This window comes from Rhodoferax sp. (assembly GCF_014859475.1).
Taxonomy (GTDB): domain Bacteria; phylum Pseudomonadota; class Gammaproteobacteria; order Burkholderiales; family Burkholderiaceae_C; genus Rhodoferax.
On sequence record NZ_JACUUE010000201.1, the window covers coordinates 1 to 4,598 of the forward strand.

Sequence of the window (4,598 nt, forward strand, 5' to 3'; positions counted from 1 at the left end):
GAGCAGAGGATTGAAAATCCTTGTGTCGGTGGTTCGATTCCGCCCCGGGCCACCAAATAAACAAAGGGTTCGCCACTATCAAAACAGTAGCAAACCCTTTTTCTTTGGTGCGTTTACAGACTGTTTACAGACTGCGGTACATGGTTTCGCACCAAATCCAGCGCCAGCAAATGCCACTGTTCAGCCGAATTTCGTGACAATCACATATCCCGGCGTGTCGGTGTGCTCAAAGGGTCGGACTTCAAATAGAACCCTTGTCGCGCCATCGCAGGGCCATCAGAACGGCTCAGGCTCGATTGAATCAGTCCGGCGTGCTGGCGCATATCCCGGCCATGCCCCAGCGAACCCACAGAATTTCATTGCAGTGTCATAGCGCAAGGCTATTGAAAATAAATGGCACAGAATATGCAGCCCGCATAAAACATGCCTGATAGGTTTCTGCCATGAACCGGCAGCGGGTTTTTTGTGACCGGCCACTCCTACATCCGGTCGGCAGGCCAAAGCAGAAAGGGTGGCGGTGGCAAGACTAACAATTGATAACAAGCATTTCTGAGTATGTTTGCGGCGCTCGGTGTCGGTCAGGCTTCCCACGGCTCGCCCATGTTTTGCCATCCATCGCCATCCTGCCCGCTTGCTGGCGCAGTGTCCTGCCCGGTGTTCATCACGCGGCGCTTGCGGTTAATGTGGTACGGGGTCATCAGCCCATGCGCCAGTAGGTCTAGAGCTGGACGCACGTTGCCAGCGCGGTCGGCCCATGCCTTCGGAGTCAGCGCACCAGTCAGAGCCACCGGGTCACCGTCACCCAGCGCCAGCAGCGCAGCGCAGGTTGCTCCATCGAAGGCAATCACGTTCACGAACAGCCTTTCACCGTTGCCAGCAGCGGCTCGGACTTTCGCGGTCACAAACGGCTTGCCCTGCTTGCTCTGTCGCGCCTCAGCCAGCCCGTGTAATTTTCCTGCCACCAGTGCATCAATCATTTTTGTTTATCCTTGCCCGGTAGGGCTGTAAACGCTTCGAATCTCCTGAGAAAACCTAAGATTCAGCACCGCGCACAATGCACCCGTGGCATCGGGCGTGTCATCAGGGCCTGAATCACGCGCAAATGGCGTGGGTTTTCAGTGCCTGAGAACTTGGTCTGGTTTGGGTTGCATTCGGTCATCACAGCACCCCCCAGGCCATCGCCAAGAATTGCAGTACCAGCACCAGAAACAGAGCGTTCAATCCGGCGCTGAATGTTGCGTACCTGGTAGCAGCGGCGATAAAATCAGCGACGTATTTGGTTAGTGTCTTGACGGGTTGGTCGTGTGGTGCGCCCAGCCCGTCGCCTTTTTGGGGGCAGGTGTAGCGGCGGCTCATGCCGTCACCCCCAGCAAGCGGCGAATGTCAGCCACCGGCCAATGAAGGTTTGCACCTACGCGAATTGGTCGAATCGGCCCATTTTCTCTACAGGCCCAAATGCGTAAAGTCTGGGGCGCTTTTCGCAAGTACCAAGCGGCGGCGGTGTCCGTAGTGGGGCGGGTTTCAAGCTCCAGCGGCGTGAAGCGTTGCTCTACTGTCTCATGCGCAGTCACCCCGGCCCCGGTCTGGTTTGCCACCAATGGCGCAGGTTGTTGCAACCTTGCAAGCTCGCCCGACAACTCTTTCAAGCGGCCATCACGATATTGAATCTCTGCAATGGTCATCGCCTTGAGTGCCGTTATTTCCCGGATGTTGGCTTGCACTTCGTCCAGGGCGCATTGCTGTTCCCATGCTCGCAAATAATCTGTGTCGGCAATTCCAAGAATGCAGCGCACCAGCAGGCCAGGGGAGGACTGGCTTTTCAACCCGGTTTCGAATCGGGTCTAGCTGGGGCAAAACTGTTACCCGGTCTTCACCACGCCATGTGCCACAGCGTCACGCAGCACGGCATTGATGCGGGTCTGCCAGCCGTCGCCGGATGCCTTGAATGTGTCTATCAAGTCGGCATCCAGACGCAATGTGATTTGTTTCTTGGTGCCACTGCCAATAGGTCGACCAGGGCGACGCATCAAGCTGAGTTCAAGGTCGCTCGGCTCGTAGGTGTCGGGGTCTTGGGTAATGCCATTGGCAATAGTGGCATCTTCGGCCAGTGTTGGCAAAACCAGCACGCGGCCACTGCGGGTCTTAATTGTTTTCGGCATAGTGATTCACCTCTCGACGGTTGGCTTTTCTCAAGCTGATGATGCGGCGCTCTGTCGGTGCATCTTCAGGACGGTCGACAAACACCACGCAATACAGGCGGCTTCCTGCAAGGGCATAACCAATCTGACGCGGTTCGCCATAGTCGCGGCGCGTGTCTGTCTTGCATTCCAGCGAGGCCCATTCAAGTTCGTTTGCCAGCGCCAGCGATACGCCATGCTTCAGCCGATTCGTTACGTCCTTTGCTGGGTCGTAGGTGATTGTCGTCATGGGTTATTGTAGTTACGTTTATTAATTATGCAAGTCAAGCAGCCACCAGCGCCAGCTTGCCGGGTTCGGCCTTGGCATCGAACGTCACCCCGGCCTGTTCCAGAATCCACGCTTCAATCTTTTCGTGATGCACGCGCAGCAGGTCAAGCGGTCTTACCGTGTAATGCTTTTCAGCCGTGGCGCTGGGTTTGTGCCCCATCAGTTGCGCCACCACGCCAGCGGGTATTTCCAGCCACTCGGTCAGGCTTTTGAATGAACGGCGCAGGCCATGCAGGGAAACATGGTCAACCCCGGCCACTTCGCAGGCGGTGCTTAGGTTTTTTGCCCGGCGGGTCAGTGCCTTGTCGCCAGCGCCAGCAAAGACCCATTCGCCACGCTTGGGCAGGCCAGCGATAAGGTGGTGAATCCAGGTCGATGCCGACCAGCGCGGCCTGCCAAAAATGGAGCCGTGCTGCCCGCGCAACTCGGGACATAAAAAAAGCTACTGTCGTTTTCACGGCGCGTAGCTGTTGCGCCTTGTTTTGATGGGCTTCCAAACCGAAGCCGGACTCTACCATGGCCAAATCCTGGCTGGCACGGACTTTTACCGATTCTGTAGAAAATAAATAACGCTTGACGGTTAACGCAAGACGTTAAATAATCTCCATCATGATTCAATCGTTCAAAGACAAGACCACGGCGGCTGTTTTTATGGGCCTTGTGGTCAAGGGTTTGCCCAGAGAGATACAGCCTTTGGCGCTGCGCAAGCTCAAGATGATTGACTCCAGCGCGAAGTTGAACGACTTGCTTGTACCACCTGGTAACAGGCTTGAGGCGTTGAAGCGTGATCGCAAGGGGCAGCACAGTATTCGCATTAATGACCAGTGGCGCGTGTGCTTCCGTTTTGCTGATGGGAATGCTTTTGATGTTGAGATTGTGGACTACCACTGAAGGGGCGAAAAAATGGGAATTGACCGTAACCAGTTGGAATGCTTGGATGTCAGCGATGTGGTCACGGGCGAACGACTGCGCCCGATTCACCCTGGCGAAATACTGCGTGAAGAGTTTTTGATACCGCTGGGCATGACTGGGCATGCGCTGGCGATGGCGCTGCAAGTACCCGCACCGCGAATCAATGACATCGTGCGCGAGCGCCGGACGGTGACTGCGGATACTGCGCTGCGCCTGGCCAAATACTTTGGCACCAGTGTTGAATTCTGGGTCGGCCTGCAAGCTGATTTTGATGTTGCCGTTGCTCGCGCTGCGATGGTTGATGTTCTGGCGCGTATCGTGAGGCGCGAAGCTGAGTCGGCGTGATCTGTTCATGATTCCGCCATCAGCACATAGTTGCCGACGCGGTGCTTGTTGCCTGATTCGGTTACGGTGATTTCTGTCACCGTTTCGATTCGCAAGCCGTCCCGGCGCATCTCCGCTATTCGCTTGGTCGGGCAGTAGCAGTCAAGGTGACGCGAAGCCTCGAAGGTGGTGACCGGGCCTTGCGGCAGAGCCGCGTGAAGCCGTTCGCGTTGGGCCTGGGCGCTGATGCCCTGGTGGGCGGTGCGAATGGCTGTCAGGGCAAATTGTTTTGATACCCCTGGCCGCTTTGTGCGGTCTTTTCAGTGATCGGTGCTCGTTTCAGTCGTTCAAAAAAAACCCGGCACAAAGTCCGGGCGTGTAACCCCTTGCGGGGCCGCACTCAGGGAGGTAAAGCGCGGGGGCGATGAGCCCGGCTGAACTGTAACACCTGGTTGAATGGGTGAAGCGGCCACCGTACCTGGTGCACTTTGCAAATCACTGCGCTCAACTGTGCAGGGTACGGCTACGGTGTCCGACTTTTCAACCCGGTTTCGAATCGGGTCTAGCTGGGGCAAAACTGTTACCCGGCCTTCACCAAGCCATGTGCCACAGCGTCACGCAGCACGGCATTGATGCGGGTCTGCCAGCCGTCGCCGGATGCCTTGAATGTGTCTATCAGGTCGGCATCCAGACGCAATGTGATTTGTCTCTTGGTGCCATTGGCAATAGTGGCATCTTCGGCCAGTGTTGGCAAAACCAGCACGCGGCCACTGCGGGTCTTAATTGTTTTCGGCATAGTGATTCACCTCTCGACGGTTGGCTTTTCTCAAGCTGATGATGCGGCGCTCAGGGCTTTGAACAGGGTCTTGTCGCCCACGTTGGCACGCCTTGCCACC

General features: G+C 56.5%; 9 protein-coding genes and 1 pseudogene. 2 read left to right on the forward strand and 8 right to left on the reverse strand.

Features of this window, described 5'->3' with window-relative positions; translation table 11 throughout:
- Positions 1 to 578 precede the first annotated feature (578 nt).
- The 6 genes and pseudogenes from IBX54_RS12870 to IBX54_RS12895 all read right to left on the reverse strand — a co-directional run.
- On the reverse strand, positions 579 to 977 hold the full coding sequence (locus tag IBX54_RS12870; protein ID WP_296543056.1) for a single-stranded DNA-binding protein: 399 nt from the start codon (positions 975 to 977) through the stop codon (positions 579 to 581).
- Positions 978 to 1,158: 181 nt separating this feature from the next.
- A complete protein-coding gene (locus IBX54_RS12875; protein ID WP_296543057.1) occupies positions 1,159 to 1,356 on the reverse strand; it encodes a hypothetical protein in 198 nt (65 codons plus the stop codon).
- A complete protein-coding gene (locus IBX54_RS15265; protein WP_367141841.1) occupies positions 1,353 to 1,823 on the reverse strand; it encodes a hypothetical protein in 471 nt (156 codons plus the stop codon). The genes IBX54_RS12875 and IBX54_RS15265 overlap by 4 nt, the downstream gene beginning before the upstream one ends.
- A gap of 36 nt (positions 1,824 to 1,859) precedes the next feature.
- On the reverse strand, positions 1,860 to 2,159 hold the full coding sequence (locus IBX54_RS12885; protein ID WP_296543058.1) for a BrnA antitoxin family protein: 300 nt from the start codon (positions 2,157 to 2,159) through the stop codon (positions 1,860 to 1,862).
- Positions 2,143 to 2,427, reverse strand: a complete 285-nt coding sequence (locus tag IBX54_RS12890; RefSeq protein ID WP_296543059.1) for a BrnT family toxin — start codon at positions 2,425 to 2,427, stop codon at positions 2,143 to 2,145. Before IBX54_RS12890 ends, IBX54_RS12885 begins: the two co-directional genes overlap by 17 nt.
- Before the next feature lie 34 nt (positions 2,428 to 2,461).
- Positions 2,462 to 2,842: pseudogene (locus IBX54_RS12895) on the reverse strand (preprotein translocase); the annotation flags it as partial.
- 233 nt (positions 2,843 to 3,075) lie between these two features.
- Between IBX54_RS12895 and IBX54_RS12900 the strand changes: the two are divergent.
- Together IBX54_RS12900 and IBX54_RS12905 are read left to right on the forward strand one after the other, a co-directional pair.
- Positions 3,076 to 3,357, forward strand: a complete 282-nt coding sequence (locus IBX54_RS12900; protein WP_296543060.1) for a type II toxin-antitoxin system RelE/ParE family toxin — start codon at positions 3,076 to 3,078, stop codon at positions 3,355 to 3,357.
- A gap of 12 nt (positions 3,358 to 3,369) precedes the next feature.
- A complete protein-coding gene (locus tag IBX54_RS12905; RefSeq protein WP_296543061.1) occupies positions 3,370 to 3,723 on the forward strand; it encodes a HigA family addiction module antitoxin in 354 nt (117 codons plus the stop codon).
- Between the two features lie 5 nt (positions 3,724 to 3,728).
- Here IBX54_RS12905 and IBX54_RS15270 read toward each other — a convergent pair whose 3' ends face one another.
- Positions 3,729 to 3,980, reverse strand: a complete 252-nt coding sequence (locus IBX54_RS15270) for a helix-turn-helix domain-containing protein (RefSeq protein ID WP_367141842.1) — start codon at positions 3,978 to 3,980, stop codon at positions 3,729 to 3,731.
- 302 nt (positions 3,981 to 4,282) lie between these two features.
- The gene (locus IBX54_RS12910; RefSeq protein ID WP_296543062.1) at positions 4,283 to 4,498 is read right to left on the reverse strand and encodes a BrnA antitoxin family protein; all 216 of its coding nucleotides are present in this window, start codon (positions 4,496 to 4,498) and stop codon (positions 4,283 to 4,285) included.
- Positions 4,499 to 4,598 lie beyond the last annotated feature (100 nt).